Annotated in this window: 19 protein-coding genes; 6 read left to right on the top strand and 13 right to left on the bottom strand. The window is 72.6% G+C overall.

Going from position 1 to position 17,631, the window contains the following annotated elements; translation table 11 throughout:
* Positions 1-3: 3 nt before the first annotated feature.
* The 3 genes from AB0E07_RS15230 to AB0E07_RS15220 are packed head-to-tail and all read left to right on the top strand — an operon-like array spanning position 4 to position 2,876.
* The gene (locus AB0E07_RS15230) at positions 4-270 is read left to right on the top strand and encodes a protealysin inhibitor emfourin (protein WP_362250756.1); all 267 of its coding nucleotides are present in this window, start codon (positions 4-6) and stop codon (positions 268-270) included.
* Between the two features lie 57 nt (positions 271-327).
* Positions 328-1,632 carry a GH1 family beta-glucosidase gene (locus tag AB0E07_RS15225; RefSeq protein WP_362250753.1) on the top strand — a complete coding sequence of 435 codons (1,305 nt, stop codon included), beginning with the start codon at positions 328-330 and terminating at the stop codon, positions 1,630-1,632.
* Complete coding sequence (locus AB0E07_RS15220; protein WP_362250751.1) at positions 1,629-2,876, top strand: MFS transporter; 1,248 nt, start codon at positions 1,629-1,631, stop codon at positions 2,874-2,876. Before AB0E07_RS15225 ends, AB0E07_RS15220 begins: the two co-directional genes overlap by 4 nt.
* 30 nt (positions 2,877-2,906) lie before the next feature.
* Here AB0E07_RS15220 and era read toward each other — a convergent pair whose 3' ends face one another.
* Positions 2,907-3,869, bottom strand: coding sequence for a GTPase Era (era, locus tag AB0E07_RS15215; RefSeq protein WP_362250747.1), 963 nt, complete (start codon positions 3,867-3,869; stop codon positions 2,907-2,909).
* A gap of 165 nt (positions 3,870-4,034) precedes the next feature.
* Here era and AB0E07_RS15210 point away from each other — a divergent pair, with 165 nt between their 5' ends.
* A complete protein-coding gene (locus AB0E07_RS15210; protein ID WP_362250744.1) occupies positions 4,035-5,345 on the top strand; it encodes an ammonium transporter in 1,311 nt (436 codons plus the stop codon).
* On the top strand, positions 5,342-5,680 hold the full coding sequence (locus AB0E07_RS15205; RefSeq protein ID WP_362250741.1) for a P-II family nitrogen regulator: 339 nt from the start codon (positions 5,342-5,344) through the stop codon (positions 5,678-5,680). Before AB0E07_RS15210 ends, AB0E07_RS15205 begins: the two co-directional genes overlap by 4 nt.
* A gap of 27 nt (positions 5,681-5,707) precedes the next feature.
* Here the strand turns inward: AB0E07_RS15205 and AB0E07_RS15200 are convergent, their stop codons facing one another.
* From AB0E07_RS15200 to AB0E07_RS15160, 9 genes are all read right to left on the bottom strand, one after another.
* On the bottom strand, positions 5,708-6,184 hold the full coding sequence (locus AB0E07_RS15200; protein ID WP_362250738.1) for a hypothetical protein: 477 nt from the start codon (positions 6,182-6,184) through the stop codon (positions 5,708-5,710).
* A 202-nt stretch (positions 6,185-6,386) separates the two neighbouring features.
* Positions 6,387-6,737 (bottom strand): cytidine deaminase, encoded by a 351-nt coding sequence (locus AB0E07_RS15195; RefSeq protein WP_362250735.1) that lies wholly within the window; start codon positions 6,735-6,737, stop codon positions 6,387-6,389.
* 23 nt (positions 6,738-6,760) lie between these two features.
* Positions 6,761-7,120, bottom strand: coding sequence for an MmcQ/YjbR family DNA-binding protein (locus tag AB0E07_RS15190; RefSeq protein WP_362250733.1), 360 nt, complete (start codon positions 7,118-7,120; stop codon positions 6,761-6,763).
* Complete coding sequence (locus tag AB0E07_RS15185; RefSeq protein WP_362250730.1) at positions 7,117-8,415, bottom strand: hemolysin family protein; 1,299 nt, start codon at positions 8,413-8,415, stop codon at positions 7,117-7,119. The genes AB0E07_RS15190 and AB0E07_RS15185 overlap by 4 nt, the downstream gene beginning before the upstream one ends.
* Positions 8,412-8,909 carry an rRNA maturation RNase YbeY gene (gene ybeY / locus AB0E07_RS15180; RefSeq protein ID WP_362250727.1) on the bottom strand — a complete coding sequence of 166 codons (498 nt, stop codon included), beginning with the start codon at positions 8,907-8,909 and terminating at the stop codon, positions 8,412-8,414. Before ybeY ends, AB0E07_RS15185 begins: the two co-directional genes overlap by 4 nt.
* Positions 8,910-8,924: 15 nt before the next feature.
* Entirely contained in the window at positions 8,925-9,980 is a 1,056-nt protein-coding gene (locus AB0E07_RS15175; protein WP_362250724.1) for a PhoH family protein, read from the bottom strand.
* Positions 9,981-10,093: 113 nt separating this feature from the next.
* Complete coding sequence (locus AB0E07_RS15170; RefSeq protein WP_362250722.1) at positions 10,094-11,239, bottom strand: PfkB family carbohydrate kinase; 1,146 nt, start codon at positions 11,237-11,239, stop codon at positions 10,094-10,096.
* 223 nt (positions 11,240-11,462) lie between these two features.
* Positions 11,463-12,752: a glucarate dehydratase family protein gene (locus AB0E07_RS15165; protein WP_362250719.1), complete on the bottom strand. Its 1,290-nt coding sequence runs from the start codon at positions 12,750-12,752 to the stop codon at positions 11,463-11,465.
* Positions 12,749-13,702 (bottom strand): 5-dehydro-4-deoxyglucarate dehydratase, encoded by a 954-nt coding sequence (locus tag AB0E07_RS15160; RefSeq protein ID WP_362250716.1) that lies wholly within the window; start codon positions 13,700-13,702, stop codon positions 12,749-12,751. Before AB0E07_RS15160 ends, AB0E07_RS15165 begins: the two co-directional genes overlap by 4 nt.
* A gap of 268 nt (positions 13,703-13,970) precedes the next feature.
* Between AB0E07_RS15160 and AB0E07_RS15155 the strand changes: the two genes are divergently transcribed.
* Positions 13,971-15,158 carry an MFS transporter gene (locus AB0E07_RS15155; RefSeq protein ID WP_362250713.1) on the top strand — a complete coding sequence of 396 codons (1,188 nt, stop codon included), beginning with the start codon at positions 13,971-13,973 and terminating at the stop codon, positions 15,156-15,158.
* Positions 15,159-15,258: 100 nt separating this feature from the next.
* Here AB0E07_RS15155 and AB0E07_RS15150 read toward each other — a convergent pair whose 3' ends face one another.
* Genes AB0E07_RS15150 through AB0E07_RS15140 form a run of 3 tightly spaced genes read right to left on the bottom strand, consistent with a single transcriptional unit; the run spans position 15,259 to position 17,534 of the window.
* Positions 15,259-16,248, bottom strand: coding sequence for an adenosine deaminase (locus AB0E07_RS15150; protein ID WP_362250711.1), 990 nt, complete (start codon positions 16,246-16,248; stop codon positions 15,259-15,261).
* 20 nt (positions 16,249-16,268) lie between these two features.
* Positions 16,269-17,174, bottom strand: a complete 906-nt coding sequence (locus AB0E07_RS15145) for a ribonuclease Z (protein WP_362250709.1) — start codon at positions 17,172-17,174, stop codon at positions 16,269-16,271.
* Positions 17,175-17,180: 6 nt separating this feature from the next.
* A complete protein-coding gene (locus AB0E07_RS15140; protein ID WP_362250707.1) occupies positions 17,181-17,534 on the bottom strand; it encodes a histidine triad nucleotide-binding protein in 354 nt (117 codons plus the stop codon).
* Between the last annotated feature and the right edge of the window lie 97 nt (positions 17,535-17,631).

The raw sequence follows: 17,631 nt of genomic DNA, 5'->3' as shown, positions 1-17,631 counted from the left end.
CCCATGCGGATTCAGGTGAGACGGACCGGCGGCTTCGCGGGCATCGAGCGGTCCGCCGAGGTGGAGACCTCGGGACGGCCCGACGCCCGGGAGTGGCGGTCGCTGGCCGAACGGGCGGTCGCCGACGGCCGGGACGAGCCGCCCGTCGGGGTGCCCGACGGCTTCGGCTACGAGATCACGGTGGACGGACGGACCGTGTACTGCGCCGATCCCCGGCTGACCGGAGAACAGCGCGAACTGGTCAGCAGAGTACTGAAGGAAGGCGCGTAACGGCGTGTTCACGCCCGGCCGTTGACTTGGCCCGCGCCGGGTCCGAAGATCCGGCGCATGGCGACGCAACCGATACCTCAGTTCCCGGCGGGCTTCCTGTGGGGCGTGTCGACGTCCGCCCATCAGATCGAGGGCGCGGCCGACCTGCGCGAGCCGTCCGTGTGGGACGTCTTCGGCGGCCGGCCGGGGCGGATCAAGGACGGCTCGACGGCGGCGGTGGCCTGCGACCACTACCACCGCTACCGCGAGGACGTGGCCCTGCTGGCCGGGCTCGGGGTGGGCGCGTACCGCTTCTCCGTCTCCTGGCCTCGGGTGAACTCCCCCGGCGGCCTGGACTTCTACGACCGCCTCGTGGACGAGCTGTGCGCGGCCGGCGTCCGCCCGGTCCCCACCCTCTTCCACTGGGACCTGCCGGTGGGCCTTGACTGGCTGGAGCGGGACACCGCCGCCCGGTTCGCCGAGCACGCCGGGCGGGTCGCCGAGCGGCTCGGTGACCGCGTGCACAAGTGGATCACGCTGAACGAACCCGCCGAGCACACCCTGCTGGGGCACGCCCTCGGTGTCCACGCGCCCGGCGGGCAGCTGCTGTTCGACGCCCTGCCGGTCGCCCACCACCAACTCCTCGCGCACGGCCTGGCGGTTCGGGCGCTGCGCGCGGCCGGGGTGGCGGACATCGGCATCGCCAACTCGCACGGGCCGACCTGGCCGGCTTCCCCGGACCCGGCCGACGTGGAGGCGGCGGAGTTCTACGACGTCCTGCTCAACCGGCTGTTCGCGGACCCCGTCCTGCTGGGCGCATACCCCGCGGGGCTGGGCGAGTTGATGCCCGGCGACGTCGAGGCCGACCTGAAGGTGATCGGCGAGCCGGTCGACTGGTACGGCGTCAACTACTACGCCCCGACGAAGGTGGGCGCCCCGCAGGGCGCCGAGATCGAGTTCGGCGGGGTCACCATGCCCGCCGACCTCCCCTTCTCGGTGCGGGAGATCGAAGGTGTGCCGGTCACCGACTTCGGCTGGCCGGTCGTTCCCGAGGCGCTCACCGAACTGCTCACCGGCTTCCGCGAGCGCTACGGCGACCGGCTCCCGCCCGTCGTCATCACCGAGAACGGCTGCTCCTACGAGGGCCTCGACGACCAGGACCGGATCGCCTACCTGGACGGCCATCTGCGCGCCCTGCACCGGGCGACGGAGGCCGGGGTGGACGTGCGCGGCTACTTCGTCTGGTCGCTGCTGGACAACTTCGAGTGGGCCGAGGGGTACGCGCGCCGGTTCGGCCTGGTACACGTGGACTTCGACACCCTGGAACGGACCCCGAAGGCCTCGTACCACTGGCTGCGGGACGTGCTGCGGGCCCAGGGATGACGACGACGGCCTCCGCCCTGGCGGAGCCCGCCGACCGGGTCGGCCGGGGCTGGACGACGGCGCTGGCGGTCGCCAACTGGGCGATCTGGGTGGGCTGGTACGGCCCGCTGCAGATCCTGCTGCCCGAGCAGGCGGAGGACTTCGCGCCCGGCACCGGTATGTCCAAGGAGACCCTGCTGGCCTGGGTGACCGGCGTCGGCGCGGTCGTCTCGCTGCTGGCGAACCCGTTCTTCGGCGCCCTGTCGGACCGGACGACGGCCCGCTGGGGGCGGCGCAGGCCGTGGATCGTGGCCGGGGCGGCCGGAGGCACGCTGTCCTTGCTGCTGCTGGCCGGCGCGGGCGGACTGTGGACGATGCTGGCCGGATGGTGCCTGGTGCAGCTCACCCTGAACGCCGCGTTCGCCGCCGTGACGGCCGCCGTGCCGGACCGGGTGCCGCGGCTGCAACGCGGCTCGGTCGGCGGCTGGCTGGGCGCGGCCCAGATCCTCGGGGCGGTCGCCGGGACGGGGCTCGCGACGGCGCTCGGCGGGGTCGCGGCGGGATACGCGGCGTGCGCGGTGTTCGTGCTGCTGGGCGTCGCGCCGTACGTGCTCGGGTCGGGTGACCAGCGGCTGCCGGCCGCGGACCGGCCGGTGTGGTCGGGGCGGGAGTTCGTCCAGGGGTTCTGGGTGAGCCCGCGCCGGTATCCGGACTTCGGCTGGGCGTGGCTGACCCGCTTCCTGATCAACCTCAGCAACGCCCTGGTGATCCTCTACCTGCTCTACTACCTGCGCGACCGGCTGGAGCGCGCCGAGCCGGAGGAGGGCGTGCTGGTGCTGACCGCGGTCAACAGCGCGACCCTGCTGGCCACGGTCGTGGTGGCCGGGGTCTGGTCGGACCGGGTGGGCCGGCGCAAGCCGTTCGTACGCTGGTCCGGGGCGCTGATGGCGGCGGCGACCGCGCTGCTGGCCCTCTGGCAGACCTGGCCCGGCGCGATCGTGGTGGCGGCGCTGCTCGGGATCGGGCTCGGGGTGTTCATGTCGGTCGACTTCGCGCTGATGACCGATGTGCTGCCCGAGGCCCGCGACCGGGGCAAGGACCTCGGCGTGATCAACGTGGCGAACACCCTCCCCCAGGTCGCCGCCCCCGCGCTGGCCGCCCCGGTCGTCACCCACTTCGGCGGCTACCGAGTGCTGTACCTGGCGGCGGCGCTGATCGCGGTGGCGGGGGCGGTGCTGGTGGGGCGGATCAGGAGCGTGGACTGAGCCGCGCCGGGCGAGCGGCCCGGCCGGGGCTCAGAAGCCCAGGCGGCGCAGCTGCTTGGGGTCGCGCTGCCAGTCCTTGGCGACCTTGACGTGCAGGTCGAGGAAGACCGGGGTGCCCAGCAGGGCCTCGATCTGCTTGCGGGACTTGATGCCGACCTCCTTCAGGCGCTTGCCCTTGGGGCCGATGATGATGCCCTTCTGGCTCGGGCGCTCGATGTAGACGAAGGCGTGGATGTCCAGCAGCGGCCTGTCGGCGGGCCGGTCCTCGCGGGGCAGCATCTCCTCCACCACCACGGCGATGGAGTGCGGCAGCTCGTCGCGGACGCCCTCCAGGGCCGCCTCACGGATCAGCTCCGCGATCATGACCTGCTCGGGCTCGTCGGTGAGGTCGCCCTCCGGGTAGAGCGCCGGGCCCTCGGGGAGCATCGGGATCAGCAGGTCCGCGAGCAGGTCGACCTGCTTGTTCGCGGTCGCCGACACCGGCACGATCTGCGCCCACTCGATGCCCAGCTCCTTGCCGAGCTGGTCGATGGCGATCAGCTGCTCGGCGAGGCGCTTGGAGTCGACGAGGTCGGTCTTGGTGACGATGGCGATCTTCGGGGACTTCTTGATCCCGGCCAGCTCCTTGGCGATGAAGCGGTCGCCGGGGCCGATCTTCTCGTTGGCGGGCAGACAGAAGCCGATCACGTCGACCTCGGCCCAGGTGGTCCGCACGACGTCGTTGAGGCGTTCGCCGAGCAGGGTGCGCGGCTTGTGCAGGCCGGGGGTGTCCACCAGGATCAGCTGGGCGTCCGGGCGGTGCACGATGCCCCGTACCGTGTGCCGGGTGGTCTGCGGCTGGTCGGCGGTGATCGCCACCTTCTGCCCGACCAGAGCGTTCGTGAGGGTGGACTTGCCCGCGTTGGGGCGGCCGACGAAGCAGGCGAAGCCGGCCCTGTGGGGTGCCTCGGCCGGCTGCTCGGATGACTGGCTGCGAACGCTCATGGCGCCCATTCTCCCTGATCCACAGGCGCCCGCCGTACAGCAGTCCGCACATCCCCGCGCCGGTGAGCTTCCGGAAACCCCGGCGCAATGAAACGCGCCCGAAACACATCGGTACGCATCCGGAAACCAGCGGCCGTGAACCTCTGACGAACCCCCCACCCCGTTGGAGACCCCGTGACCCTCGCCGCGCAAGGACTCGACACCGGTGACACCGCCTGGCTGCTCGCCGCCACCGCCCTCGTCCTGCTGATGACCCCGGGCCTGGCCCTGTTCTACGGCGGCATGGTCCGCACGAAGAGCGTCCTGAACATGCTGATGATGAGCTTCGTGTCGATCGCCCTGGTCACCGTGGTGTGGCTGGCGGCCGGCTACTCCCTGGCGTTCGGCGAGGACGCGGGCGGCGGCCTGATCGGCGGCCTCGACCACCTGGGCATGGCCGGCATCGGCCCGGACAGCGTCCACGGCACGGTCCCCACCCTGCTCTTCGCCACCTTCCAGCTCACCTTCGCGATCATCACGGCGGCCCTGGTCAGCGGCGCCGTCGCCGACCGCACCAAGTTCGGCGCGTGGCTGGTCCTCGTCCCGCTGTGGGCGCTGCTGGTATACGTTCCGGTGGCGCACTGGACCTGGGGTCCCGGTGGCTGGATCCTCGACGGACTCGGCGCCCTGGACTTCGCGGGCGGTCTGCCCGTCGAGATCACCTCCGGCGCCTCCGGTCTGGCGCTCTGCCTGGTCCTCGGCCCGCGGCTGGGCTTCGGGAAGGACGCGATGCGCCCGCACAACCTGCCGATGGTGATGCTCGGCGCCGGTCTGCTGTGGTTCGGCTGGTTCGGCTTCAACGCCGGCTCGGCCCTCGGCGCCAACGGGCTCGCGGCCGCCGCCTTCCTCAACACCCTCGCCGCCGGCTGCACCGGCCTGCTGGGCTGGCTCTTCGTGGAGCAGCGGCGCGACGGCCACCCGACCACCCTGGGCGCCGCGTCCGGCGCGGTCGCGGGACTGGTCGCCATCACCCCGTCCTGCGGCTCGGTCTCGCTGCTCGGCGCGCTGGTGATCGGCCTGACCGCGGGCGCCGTCTGCTCCTGGGCGGTGGGCTGGAAGTTCCGCTTCGGCTACGACGACTCCCTGGACGTGGTGGGCGTCCACCTGGTCGGCGGTGTCATCGGCACCCTGCTGATCGGCGTCTTCGCCGTCGAGGAGATGACCGGCGGCGTCGAGGGCCTGCTCTACGGGGGCGGACTCGCCCAGCTCGGCAAGCAGCTGGTAGCGGTGGCGGCCGTCGGGGCGTACGCCTTCGCCGTCACCTACGGCCTCGCCAAACTGGTCGACAGGGTGCTGGGCCTGCGCGCGAGCGAGGAGCAGGAGCGGACCGGCCTGGACCTTACGGTGCACGCCGAGAGCGCATACGATCACGGCGTCCTGGGCCACGGCGCCCCGGTCAGCTCCTCCGTCGTCCCCGCCGCCCGGAAGGTCGAGAGCCAGGCATGAAGCTCATCACCGCGATCGTCAAGCCCTACCGCCTCGACGAGGTGAAGTCGGCGCTCCAGGAGCTCGGCGCCCACGGTCTGACCGTGACCGAGGCGAGCGGCTACGGCCGGCAGCGCGGCCACACCGAGGTGTACCGCGGCGCCGAGTACCAGATCGACCTGGTGCCGAAGGTCCGGATCGAGGTGGTCGTGGAGGACGCCGTCAGCGACGACGTGATCGACGCGATCGTGCGGGCCGCGCAGACCGGGAAGATCGGCGACGGCAAGGTCTGGGCGCTGCCGGTGGAGACCGTCGTACGGGTGCGGACGGGCGAGCGCGGCCCCGACGCGCTCTGAGGCGCCGCGCCCGCCCGCCCCGCGCTGTCAGTCGAAGACGAACGGGCCCGGTGACTGCGGCCCGGTCGCCGTGCAGGTGATGGTGATGCCGAGGACGGTCATCGTCAGTGAGCCGCCGTAGGCCTCCAGGCTGTCGCCGGTGGCGACGGTGCCGGGCAGCGGGCCCACCCGCACCGGGTCCCCGGCGGCCATCGCCGGGTTCTCGGTGGCGGTGAAGACGGTGGTGCCGCCGCCCGCCTTCACCAGGGTGAGGGTCGAGGCGATGGAGTCCGCCCCGAGGGCGATCGGCGCGGTGATCGCCGAGGAGTCGAGCGTCAGGGTGGCGGACGTGCCGTCCTGCGTGGCCGTGAGCGTGGCCGCTCCGCCGCCGAAGAAGCCGCAGTCGGCGTCGATGGTGGCGGTGGTGGGGCTGACGGCGGCGGCGCTCGGCGCGAGGACGAGTCCGGTCACGGCGAGCGCCCCTGCGGCGACGGCCGCACCGGTGCTCAAGCGGGTGCCTCTCATGGGATCGCGGTTCCCTTCGGGAGTGGGGGGACCGGCGGCCCGTCCTCGGCAGGTGGGTGCGGACACACTGCGGGAGGACCGAATCTGACGGACCGTCGGAACTTGTGGTCCCATTGATGCGCGAGAGGCGACGCGCGGCAAGGATGAATTCCGGACGACTCCGGCGGCGGCCGTAATCCGACGGTCCCCCGCTCCCCCGCCGCTACGCGGTCACCGTCTCCCGCACACTGCCGTCGGCCCCGGCGAGCAGCACCGGGGTCCCGGCCCCGCCCAGGTCCCGTACGGCCGCCAGGTCCTCGGCCGACAGGCCCTCCGCCTGCGTCACGACCGCCGCGGCCTCCAGGGACTTCGCCCCGGACGCCACCGCCATGGCCACCGCGGTGCGCAGCGCGCTCAGCTTCAGCGAGTCCAGGTCCACGGTCCCCGCGACATACGTACGGCCCGTCTCGTCGCGTACGGCGGCACCCTCGGGCACGCCGTTGCGGGCCCGCGCGGAGCGGGCCAGGGTGACGATCTTGCGGTCCTCGGGGTCAAGCGCGTTGCTCTCGGTCATGCCCCGAGCATACGAAGTGCCCGTCAGGGCCGGTCCAGGCGGAGTCGCTCGGCGCGCGGCAGACCGGCCACGACCAGGTCGTAGGAGTCCTCGACCAGCTCGCGGACGAGCCGGTCGGGCAGGCCGCCGTCGACCGTGACGGTGTTCCAGTGGCGCTTGTTCATGTGCCAGCCGGGGACGATCAGGCCCGGGTGCTCCTCGCGCAGCCGGACCGCGTCCTCGGGGTCGCACTTGAGGTTGACCGTCAGGGGCCGCGCGTCCAGGGCCGTCAGCGCGAAGAGCTTGCCGAGGACCTTGAAGACGGACGTCTCCGGGTTGAACGGGAAGTCCTCGACCGTCGCGTTGAACGACAGACAGAAGGCGCGCAGCTCCTGCGGGGTCACCGCTCCTCCGACTCCTCCTCGACGGCGCCCAGTGGCTCCACCAGCACCGTCACGATCTTGTTCCGGCGGCCGGCCGCGGCCTCCGCGGTCAGCCGCAGCTCCCGGTCGTCGGGCAGCTTCACGACCGCCGAGGCACCGGCGATCGGCACCCGGCCGAGGGCCTTGGCGAGCAGTCCGCCGACGGTCTCCACGTCCTCGTCGTCGTACTCGTCGAGGCCGTACAGCTCGCCGAGGTCGGTGATGTCCAGGCGGGCGGTGACCCGGTGGCGGCCCTCGCCCAGCTCCTCCACCGGCGGCAGCTCCCGGTCGTACTCGTCGGTGATCTCGCCGACGATCTCCTCCAGGATGTCCTCGATGGTGACGATCCCGGCGGTGCCGCCGTACTCGTCGATGACGACGGCGACGTGGTTGCGGTCCTGCTGCATCTCGCGCAGCAGGTCACCGGCGTTCTTGGTGTCGGGCACGAAGGCGGCGGGCCGCATCGCGGTGGAGACCAGCTCGCTCTCCGCGTCCCGGCTGATGTGCGTCTTGCGGGCGAGGTCCTTCAGGTACACGATCCCGACGACGTCGTCCTCGCTCTCCCCGGTGACCGGGATGCGCGAGAAGCCGGAGCGCAGCGCCAGGGTGAGCGCCTGGCGGATGGTCTTGTAGCGCTCGATGACGACGAGGTCGGTCCGCGGGACCATGACCTCCCGGACGAGGGTGTCGCCGAGCTCGAAGACGGAGTGCACCATGCGGCGCTCCTCGTCCTCGATCAGGGACTCCTTCTCCGCGAGGTCGACCAGCGCGCGCAGTTCCGCCTCGGAGGCGAACGGGCCGCGGCGGAAGCCCTTGCCCGGGGTGAGGGCGTTGCCGATGAGGATCAGCAGCGGCGGGATCGGGCCCATGATCCGGGCCAGCGGCAGCAGCACGTACGCGGCCGCCGTGGCGGTGTTCAGCGGGTGCTGGCGGCCGATGGTGCGCGGGGAGACCCCGACCGCGACGTAGGAGACCAGCACCATCACGCCGATCGCGGCGAGCAGCGCCTGGGTGGTGCTGTCGATCTCCCGCAGACAGGCGTAGGTGACGAGGGCGGCGGCGGCCATCTCGCAGGCCACGCGGACCAGCAGCGCCACGTTCAGATAGCGCGTCGGGTCGGCGGCGACCTGCGCGAGCCTGGCGCTGCCGCGCCGCCCGGACCGGACGGCCTCCTCGGCGCGGAAGCTGGAGACGCGGGCCAGGCCCGCCTCCGCGCAGGCGGCGAGCCAGGCCACGACGACCAGTGCGACGGCGCCGAGGACGAGTTGCGGACTCATGAGACGGTCGGAGCCGGGGAGGGGCCGGTCAGGCCCTTCTCCGCGCGCCAGCCGTCCACGATGGCGGCCTGGAGGCCGAACATCTCGGCCTTCTCGTCCGGCTCCTCGTGGTCGTAGCCGAGCAGGTGCAGCACACCGTGGACGGTGAGCAGCTGGAGCTCCTCGTCCATGGTGTGCCCCGTCGGCGCGTCCTGCCCCTGCTTCAGGGCGACCTCCGGGCAGAGCACGATGTCACCGAGCAGGCCCTGCGGCGGCTCGTCGTCGTCCTTGGACGGCGGCCGGAGCTCGTCCATGGGGAAGGACATGACATCGGTCGGCCCGGGCAGGTCCATCCACTGGATGTGCAGCTGCTCCATGGCGTCGGAGTCCACGACGATCACCGAGAGCTCGGAGAGCGGGTGGATGCGCATCCGCGCGAGCGCGTAGCGGGCGATGTCGAGGATCGCCTGCTCGTCTACCTCGGTGCCGGACTCGTTGTTGACGTCGATCGACATGGTGCTGGTTGGTCTCTACTTCCGCTTCTGGCGGCTGCCCTTGTGGGTGCCGTTCTCCGTGCCGTGATGGCTGTCGTACTTCTCGTACGCGTCGACGATACGGCCCACCAGCTTGTGCCGGACGACGTCCTGGGAGGAAAGCCGGGAGAAGTGGACGTCGTCGACGCCCTCCAGGATCTCCTGCACCTGCCGCAGACCGGACTTGGTGCCGGACGGCAGGTCGACCTGGGTCACGTCACCGGTGATGACGATCTTCGAGTCGAAGCCGAGCCGGGTGAGGAACATCTTCATCTGCTCGGGGCTGGTGTTCTGCGCCTCGTCCAGGATGATGAAGGCGTCATTCAGGGTACGGCCGCGCATGTACGCCAGCGGTGCCACCTCGATCGTGCCGGCCGCCATCAGGCGCGGGATCGAGTCCGGGTCCAGCATGTCGTGCAGCGCGTCGTACAGCGGGCGCAGGTACGGGTCGATCTTCTCGTACAGGGTGCCCGGCAGGAAGCCGAGCCGCTCGCCCGCCTCGACCGCGGGGCGGGTCAGGATGATGCGGTTGACCTGCTTGGACTGGAGGGCCTGGACCGCCTTGGCCATGGCGAGGTAGGTCTTGCCGGTACCGGCGGGGCCGATGCCGAAGACGATCGTGTGCTTGTCGATCGCGTCGACGTACCGCTTCTGGTTGAGGGTCTTTGGGCGGATCGTGCGTCCGCGCGAGGAGAGGATGTTCTGGGTGAGCACCTCGGCCGGGGTCTCGGCCGACCCCTCGCCGTTCTCGCTCGCCCGGAGCATGGCGATCGAGCGTTCCACTGCGTCCTCCGTCATCGGCTGTCCGGTGCGGAGCACCAGCATCATCTCGTCGAACAGGCGCTGGACGAGGGCGACTTCAGCCTTGCCGCCGACCGCGCTGATCTCATTGCCCCGGACATGGATGTCGACCGCCGGGAAGGCCTTCTCGATCACACGCAGGAGGGAGTCGCCGGACCCCAGCACGGTCACCATGGGGTGCTGGGCGGGGACGGTGAACTGTGCTCTCGCCTGCCCCTGCGCGGGTGTGTGGGCTGTGGGTGTCTGAGTCATGGGCCGGCTCTGTGGCCTTGCTCGTCCTCCTCGAAACGGTGCGCCCGCCCCAGGGGCGGTCTGGCGCTTCCAGGGTACGCCGCACGACTGACAAGCCCGTAGGCCTTTTCCGCTCAGGCGGAGCGGCCGAAGCCGATGGTCGGCACCGCCCGGCGCAGCGGCCAGGGGCGGGCCGGGGCGGCCGGGACCAGCTCGGTCAGGAAGGCGTACCGGCGCAGGGCCGCCGGGTCCTGGTCCTCGTGGGACTGGATCTCGCGCCACCAGGCGCCGATCTCCGCCCAGCCGGGGGCGGAGAGGGAGCCGCCGAACTCCTGGACGGAGAGGGCGGCGGTGAGGCCGGCGAAGGCGAGGCGGTCGGCGAGCGGCCAGTCGGCGAGGGTGCCCGCGACGAAGCCGGCGACGAAGACGTCCCCGGCGCCGGTGGGGTCGAGGGCCTCCACGGCGATCGCCGGGACCTCGGCGCTCTCGCCGGTGCGCCGGTCCACGGCGTAGGCGCCGTCCGCGCCGAGGGTGACGACGGCGAGCGGGACGTGCGCGGTGAGGGCGTGGGCGGCGGCGCGCGGGCAGGTCGCGCCGGTGTAGCGCATGGCCTCCTCGGCGTTGGGCAGGAAGGCCTCGCAGTGGGCGAGGTCGGCCAGCCCGGCGAGGTCCCAGGCTCCGGTCTCGTCCCAGCCGACGTCGGCGAAGACCCGGGTGCCCTTGGCGGCGGCCTGGGCGATCCAGGGGGCCTGCCGGCCCGGTTCCAGGGAGGCGACGGCGGCGCGGGCGCGGGGCGGGCAGTCGGGGGCGGGTTCCTCGGGGGGCGGTTCGTGGCCGTGGGAGACCATGGTGCGCTCGCCCTCGTAGGCCATGGAGACCGTCACCGGGGAGTGCCAGCCGGGGACGGAGCGCGAGAGGGCGAGGTCGATGCCCTCGCCCTGCTCCAGCGCGTCCCAGCAGTACTCGCCGTAGTGGTCGTCGCCGAAGGCCGCGGCCAGCGAGGTCCTGAGGCCGAGCCGGGCCAGCGCGGTCGCCATGTTGGCGACGCCGCCGGGGCTCGACCCCATTCCGCGCGCCCAGGACTCGGTCCCGCGGACCGGGGCGGAGTCGAGGCCGGTGAAGACGATGTCGAGGAACACGGTGCCGGTGAGGTAGACGTCCCACGGCGGGTCGTCGGGGGTGCGCAGCGCGGCCAGCGGGTCGACCCGGGCCGGACGGTGCGGCCCCCCGGCGACGGAGGAAGAGGGTCCCTTTCCGGTGGACGCGGTGGACGCGATCACGGTGCGCTCCCTGACGTGGTGCGGATCAGGCCAGTGTGCACCACGCCACCGACAACACGCCGTCGGTCACGCCCGGACCGTCCGTCGCGTCAGGGCACCGCTGGTCCCGGGCGTGCGGTCCGTGCCGCCCCGGGGGTCGCGCGGGCCGCGGCGGCCCCGGGCGCTCCGGCCGCACCCGTACTGATCCGGTCAGGGCGCACGCGGTGAGGGGAGCGCGCCGGGGTCACCAGCGGGGAACGGCCGGGGTGGTCCAGCCGGGGTCGGCGACGCGCATCGCGGCCGCGTCGTCGCGCTCGCGCAGGGTGCCGTCGTCGTCGAGCCAGCGCCGGTGCAGCGCGTCCAGCCGGTCCCGGTCGAGTGCGACGCCGAGGCCGGGGGCGTCGGAGACGGCGACCCGGCCGTCCCGGAAGGTGAGCCGCTCGGTGAGGACGTCCTCCGACTGCCAGGGGTAGTGGGAGTCGCAGGCGTGGTGGAGGTCGGGGACGGTGGCCGCCACGTGGGTCATCGCGGCCAGGGAGATGCCGAGGTGGGTGTTGGAGTGCATGGAGATCCCGACGCCGAAGGCGCGGCAGACCGCGGCGAGCCGGCGGGTGTTGTGCAGTCCGCCCCAGTAGTGGTGGTCGGAGAGCACGACCTGCACGGCGTCCCGGGTGAACGCCTCCCTGATCTCGTCGAACGTCGTCACGCACATGTTGGTGGCGAGCGGTACTCCGGTCGCCGCGGACACCTCGGCCATCGCCGGGGTGCCGAGCGCGGGGTCCTCCAGGTACTCCAGGACCTCGCCGAGTTCCGTCGCGACCTTCAGCGAGGTCTCCACCGACCAGGCGCCGTTGGGGTCGAGGCGCAGCGGGTGCCCGGGGAACGCCTCGGCGAGGGCCCGTACGGCGGCGATCTCCTCGTCCGGCGGGAACACCCCGCCCTTGAGCTTGAAGGAGGTGAAGCCGTGGCGTTCCTTGAACCGGCGCGCCTGCGCGACGACTCCGGCCGGGTCCAGGGCGGCCCCCCAGTCGTCCCGCTCGGCGGGGACGCCCTCGGGGTGCGCGGCCCATTTGTAGAACAGGTAGGCGCTGTACTCGACGCTGTCGCGGACCTTGCCGCCGAGCAGGGCGTGCACGGGCAGTCCGGACGCCTTGCCGAGGGCGTCCAGACAGGCCACCTCGAAGCCGGAGACCACGGACAGGCGCAGCTTGTCGGCGGTCTGCACGCCGCGCAGCCCGCCGACGTCGACCCGTCCCGAGACCCGGGAGCCGTCCACGGCCACGTCCTCGGCGAGGGCGAACAGGCCGTTGAGGTCGCTCACCCGACGGCCGACCATCCGCTCGGCGAAGGGCCGGGCCAGCTCCAGGTACTTGGTGTCGCCGTAGGTCTCCCCCACTCCGGTGATCCCGTCGGCGGTGACGACCTCCACGATCAGCCGGGGGGTGTAGGGCTGGTGGACGCCCTGGGTGTTGAGCAGCGGCGGGTCGGCGACGAGGATCGGCGTCAGCCGGACGTCGGTGACGGTCAGGTTCACAGGGCTGCTCCTACGAGGTCGAGTCCGGTGCCGAGCAGGGACCTCAGCTCGGCCAGGTCGGCGGCCGAGGGGTCGGTGAGCGGGGCGCGTACGGGCCCCACGGGCTCGCCGCGCAGCCGGGCCGCCGCCTTGACCAGGGACACGGCGTATCCGGGCACCCGGTCGCGGAGTTCGACGAGCGGGACGTAGAAGTCGCGCAGCAGCCGGTCGGCCGTCTTGTCGTCGCCGTCGCGCAGGGCGGCGAAGAAGTGGTCGGCGATCTCGGGCGCGAAGGCGTGCACGGCGGAGGAGTAGGCGGGGACGCCGACGGTGGCGTAGGCGCGGGCCTGGATCTCGGCGGTGGCCGCGCCGTTGAAGAACAGGAAGTCCTCGGGGGCGGCGAGGGTGAGGCGCTGGAGCCGGTCGAGGTCGCTGTGGCCGTCCTTGAGCCCGATGACGTTCGGCAGGGCGGCGATCCGGCGCAGCGAGTCGGGGGTGAAGGAGACCTGGCCGCGCTGGTAGACGACGAGCGGCAGCCGGGTGCCCGCGGCGATGTGTTCGACCTGCCGGACGAGGCCCTCCTGCGGGGCCGCGACCAGGTAGTGCGGCAGGACGAGCAGGGCGTCGGCGCCCTCGTCCTCGGCGATGCGCGCGAAGCGCAGGGCCTGTGCCCAGCCGTAGCCGATGCCGGCGACGACGGGGAGGCGTCCGTCCGCCTCCCGTACCGCGATGCCGACCACGGTCCGGTACTCGTCCTCGTCCAGGGAGAAGAACTCGCCCGTGCCGCAGGCGGGGAAGACGGCGCCGGGTCCGGCCGCGACGCGGCGGGCGACATGGGTGCGGAAGCCGTCGGGGTCGAGCGTGCCGTCGGCGCGGAAGCTGGTCAGCGGGAAGGACAGCACACCGCCCGCCATGCCGTCCCGCAGTCTCCGCAGCAAGGCCGTGTGGGTGTCGAGGGCCACCTTCGCCATCTCCCTACATAGACGTCATACACATATGTAAATGGAGGCTAGATACACGAACAGCGACCGTCAATGGCCCCGGCCCTTCCGGGCCCGCGAGGGACGCCCGTTTACCCGACACTTCCGGGGCCAAACTCAATGTGACTCGGATCACACCGTCCCCCCTTCTTCGCGCCTGTCCCCGCTTGATACAAATTGCCCGCGCGTTCCTGTCCGTCGACGGTCGTCGCCCAATCCCCCTTTTGAGCCGCTCCTTTCGCATGCCCTGGGAACGCCCGTGTCCGCCCGCACCACCACCCTGCCCTGGCCCCTCGTCGCCCTTTTCACGGCCGGGTACCTCGCTCCGTACCTCCTGCCGACCACCGTCGGACGCCTCGCCTCGGGGCTGGCGCTCACCGCCACCCAGGCGGGTGCCGTCGGCAGCGCGCTGCTGCTCAGCTCGGCCTCGGCCGGGTTCCTGCTCGCCTCCCGCGTCGACCGCTTCGGCCCGCGCCGGCTCGCCCGGACCGGCCTCGCGCTGGCCGTCCTCGGCTACGGCGGCGCCGCCCTCACCCACTGGGTCCCGGCCGTCGTGGCCGGCGCGACGCTCGGCGGCTTCGGCTCCGGTACCGCCACGGCGGTCGCCGCCACCGGTATCGCCGGGCGGCCGGACCCGCACCGCGTCACCACCTACGGGCTGCTCGGCGTCTCCGCCCTCGCGGGCGTCGTCTATCTGACCGTCCCGCACCTCGGCCCCGGCCACGGCCTGCCGCTCGGCGCGATCGCGCTCACCGCGCTCGCCGTCTGGCCGCTGACCGGTCGGCTCGCCGGAGCGGGACCCGTCGCACAGAGCCGGCCCGACTCCGGCCGGCTCCCCCACGCACGCGCCGGAATCGTCCTCGCCGCCGCCCTGATGTGCTGGTCCCTCGCCCAGAACTCCCTGTGGGGGGTCAGCGGACGGATCGGGCTGCTCCAGGCGCACCTGAGCGAGGTCACCGTCGGCGCGGTGTTCGCGGTGGCGCTGGGCGCGGGACTGCTCGGTGTGGTCGCGGCCGGCGCGATCGGGCCGAGGCTCGGCCTCGCCGTTCCCGTCGGCGCGGGGACGGCCGTCATCGCCGGCTGCATCGCGCTGAGCGCGTCCGCGCGGGACCTCGCCACGTTCGCCACCGGCGAGATCGCCTGGAACGCCCTCTACCCGATCGTCCTGTCGTACGTCATCGGCCTCGCCGCCTCCCTCGACGGGCGAGGCCGCTGGGCGGTCCTGGTCGGCTCCGCGTCCTCACTGGGCACGGCGGCGGGCCCCCTGACCGGCAGTCTCCTGTCCGCCCAGGCGGGATTCCCGGCGATGGGCGCGATCCTGGCGACGGGCCTGCTGATCGTCGCGATACCCATGACAGCGGTCGCGAGAGGCGCGGGCCGCCGCCCCCTCCCGGTCATCGAAATCCCGGTCGACACCCCCACCTACGCCCCAGCAAAGGCAGCCTGATCCCCCACCCACCCCAGAGGCGCCCCCCCTGGGGCGCCCCCCAGGGGCGCGGGGAACTGCGCGACCAGCCACCACGGCGCCGCACCCGAACCCGACTCCGCTAGAACACGTACGCCTCCACCTCGGCGAGATACCGCGCCCGACGCGGCTCGTCGTCCTCCAGGAAGCTGGCCAGGAAGGAGTTCCGGGCCAGCGTCCGCAGATCGTCCTCGCTCAGCCCCAGCGAAGAACGCACCGCGTCGAAGTTGTCCCCCGCGTACCCCCCGAAGTAGGCGGGGTCGTCGGAGTTGACCGTGCACACCAGCCCCGCCCGCAGCATCGCCGGCAACGGATGATCCGCCAGCGTGTCCACCGTACGCAGCCGCACGTTCGACAACGGGCACAGCGTCAGCGGCACGCGCTCCCGCACCAGCCGCGCCACCAGCTCCGCGGACTCCACGCACCGCAGCCCGTGGTCGACGCGCTCCACCCCGAGCACGTCCAGCGCCTCGGTGATGTACTCCGGCGGCCCCTCCTCCCCGGCGTGCGCCACCCGGCGCAGCCCGAGCGCCGCGGCGGCCTCGTACACCTCGCGGAACTTCACCGGCGGATGCCCGACCTCGGCGGAGTCCAGGCCCACCCCGGTGATCCGGTCCAGGTACGGCTCGGCCGCCTCCAGGGTCGCGAGGGCCGACTCGGCGGACTCGTCGCGCAGGAAGCACAGGATGAGCCGGGTGGAGATCCCGTGGTCCGCCTCGCTGCGGTCCAGCGCGCGGCCGAGCCCCTCGACGACCGTGCCCATGGACAGCCCCCGCGCCAGGTGCGCCTGCGGGTCGAAGAAGATCTCCGCGTGCCGGACGCCCTGCGCGGCGGCCCGCGCGAGGTAGGCGTCGGCGAGGTCCTCGAAGTCCCGCTCGGTGCGCAGCACCGCCATCAGCTCGTAGTACAGGTTCAGGAAGGACTGGAGGTCCTCGAACCGGTACGCCTCGCGGAGCGCCTCGGTGTCGGCGTAGGGCAGCTCGACGCCGTTGCGCGCGGCCAGCCGGAAAGCCAGCTCGGGCTCCAGCGTGCCTTCGATGTGCAGGTGCAGTTCAGCTTTGGGGAGGGGCATCAACGCATCGTACGGCCGTTTCACCGTCGCTTCGGAACCGGCACCCTCAGCAGGTCGTGCGCCACGGTCAGCTCTCCCTCGAACCCGGCCGCCCGCGCCTGCCGCTCGAACTCCTCGGGCTCGGAGTAGCGCTGGCTGAAGTGCGTGAGCACCAGGTGCCGTACGCCCGCCTCCCGGGCGACCCGGGCGGCCTGCCCGGCGGTGAGGTGGCCGTGCTCGACGGCGAGGGAGGTGTCCTCGTCGAGGAAGGTCGACTCGATGACCAGCAGGTCGCAGCCCTCGGCGAGGGCGTACACGCCGTCGCACAGCCGGGTGTCCATGACGAAGGCGAACCGCTGCCCCCGGCGGACCTCGCTGACGTCGTCGAGCCGCACCTCCCCGAGGGCGCCCTCGCGCTGGATCCGCCCGACGTCCGGGCCCCGGACCCCGAGCGCGGCGAGCCGCTCCGGCAGCATGCGCCGCCCGTCGGGCTCGACGAGACGGTAGCCGAAGGACTCCACGGGGTGCGAGAGCCGACGCGCTTCGAGGGTGTACGAACCGGTCGTGGCGAGGACGCCGTCCTCGGCGACCGGGGCCTGCCGGAGGTCGGCCGTCTCCCGGTACGCGGTCGCGTACCGCAGGCGGTCGAAGAAGTGCTGTCCGGAGGCCGGGTAGTGCGCGGTCACCTCGTGCGGCACCCGGTCGAGGTTGATCCGCTGGATGACCCCGGAGAGACCGAGCGAGTGGTCGCCGTGGAAGTGCGTGACGCAGATCCGGTTGAGGTCGTGGGCGGCGACCCCGGCACGCAGCATCTGCCGCTGGGTGCCCTCGCCGGGATCGAAGAGGATGCCCTCGCCGTCCCAGCGGAGCAGGTAGCCGTTGTGGTTGCGGTGCCTGGTCGGCACCTGGCTCGCGGTGCCGAGCACCACCAATTCACGTACGGACACGGCTCGTTACCCGGGGGGCCACTGCATGCCACGGCCGCCGAGGACGTGCGCGTGGGCGTGGAAGACGGTCTGCCCGGCGCCGGCGCCGGTGTTGAAGACGACACGGTAGGAGTCGAGCTTCTGCTCCTCGGCCACCTCCTTGGTCTCCTTGAGGACGGCGGCGGCGATCTCCGGTGCCCCGGCGGCGAGTTCGGCGGCGTTCGCGTAGTGCGCCTTCGGAATCACCAGGATGTGGACCGGGGCCTGGGGGTTGATGTCCCGGAAGGCGATGGCGTCGTCCGTCTCCCGGACGATCGTCGCCGGTACCTGGCCCGCCGCGATCTTGCAGAACAGACAGTCGTCCTGCGCTTCTCCGGCCATTGCGGGTGCCTCCTGACAGGGGTGATCGGTACGCGGGGAATCGTATCGCCGTCGCGGCGGGGGCTCGGGCGGGCGGCTCCGGCCCCGCGGCTCGGGC

Source organism: Streptomyces sp. NPDC048002, assembly GCF_040653275.1.
Classification (GTDB): domain Bacteria; phylum Actinomycetota; class Actinomycetes; order Streptomycetales; family Streptomycetaceae; genus Streptomyces.
The sequence above is the reverse complement of the archived record's forward strand: the minus strand, read 5'-3'. Positions and strand labels throughout refer to the sequence as shown.

Bases quoted from the DNA above. Each gene is read 5' to 3' on its own strand.
- AB0E07_RS15230 (WP_362250756.1), top strand. From the start codon at position 4: ATGCGGATTCAGGTGAGACGGACCGGCGGCTTCGCGGGCATCGAGCGG.
- AB0E07_RS15225 (WP_362250753.1), top strand. From the start codon at position 328: ATGGCGACGCAACCGATACCTCAGTTCCCGGCGGGCTTCCTGTGGGGC.
- AB0E07_RS15220 (WP_362250751.1), top strand. From the start codon at position 1,629: ATGACGACGACGGCCTCCGCCCTGGCGGAGCCCGCCGACCGGGTCGGC.
- era (WP_362250747.1), bottom strand. From the start codon at position 3,869: ATGGGCGCCATGAGCGTTCGCAGCCAGTCATCCGAGCAGCCGGCCGAG.
- AB0E07_RS15205 (WP_362250741.1), top strand. From the start codon at position 5,342: ATGAAGCTCATCACCGCGATCGTCAAGCCCTACCGCCTCGACGAGGTG.
- AB0E07_RS15200 (WP_362250738.1), bottom strand. From the start codon at position 6,184: ATGAGAGGCACCCGCTTGAGCACCGGTGCGGCCGTCGCCGCAGGGGCG.
- AB0E07_RS15195 (WP_362250735.1), bottom strand. From the start codon at position 6,737: ATGACCGAGAGCAACGCGCTTGACCCCGAGGACCGCAAGATCGTCACC.
- AB0E07_RS15185 (WP_362250730.1), bottom strand. From the start codon at position 8,415: ATGAGTCCGCAACTCGTCCTCGGCGCCGTCGCACTGGTCGTCGTGGCC.
- ybeY (WP_362250727.1), bottom strand. From the start codon at position 8,909: ATGTCGATCGACGTCAACAACGAGTCCGGCACCGAGGTAGACGAGCAG.
- AB0E07_RS15175 (WP_362250724.1), bottom strand. From the start codon at position 9,980: ATGACTCAGACACCCACAGCCCACACACCCGCGCAGGGGCAGGCGAGA.
- AB0E07_RS15160 (WP_362250716.1), bottom strand. From the start codon at position 13,702: ATGGCGAAGGTGGCCCTCGACACCCACACGGCCTTGCTGCGGAGACTG.
- AB0E07_RS15150 (WP_362250711.1), bottom strand. From the start codon at position 16,248: ATGCCCCTCCCCAAAGCTGAACTGCACCTGCACATCGAAGGCACGCTG.
- AB0E07_RS15140 (WP_362250707.1), bottom strand. From the start codon at position 17,534: ATGGCCGGAGAAGCGCAGGACGACTGTCTGTTCTGCAAGATCGCGGCG.